Source organism: Pseudomonas nitroreducens TX1 (genome assembly GCF_000313755.1).
GTDB classification, from domain to species: domain Bacteria; phylum Pseudomonadota; class Gammaproteobacteria; order Pseudomonadales; family Pseudomonadaceae; genus Pseudomonas; species Pseudomonas nitroreducens_A.
This window is the reverse complement of record NZ_AMZB01000003.1, coordinates 1-254: the sequence shown is the minus strand read 5'-3', so window position 1 is coordinate 254 and position 254 is coordinate 1. Positions and strand designations below refer to the sequence as shown.

Annotated in this window: 1 protein-coding gene; it reads left to right on the top strand. The window is 49.2% G+C overall.

All coding sequences use genetic code 11. The annotated features are described in order from the left end of the window. A partial coding sequence (locus C167_RS33435) for a transposase (RefSeq protein ID WP_162140469.1) occupies window positions 1-253 on the top strand: 253 nt, incomplete at its 5' end. Window position 254: the final 1 nt, after the last annotated feature.

Here is a 254-nt window from a genome sequence, read left to right as displayed (position 1 = left end):
AAATATCATTACAGCCAGCGACTTGCCCAAAGCGCTCATCGAGGTGAAAGGCTTGGGGGAAACGCTGAAAAAATACGCTGAGAGCATCCTTGCCTACTTCGACCGGCCAGGAACCAGCAACGGTCCAACAGAAGCTATCAACGGGCGACTTGAGCACTTACGAGGTACCGCCTTGGGCTTTAGAAATTTAACCAATTACATAGCCAGGTGCTTGCTGAAGTCAGGAGGGTTTAGAAATCAGCTACACCCTTAAA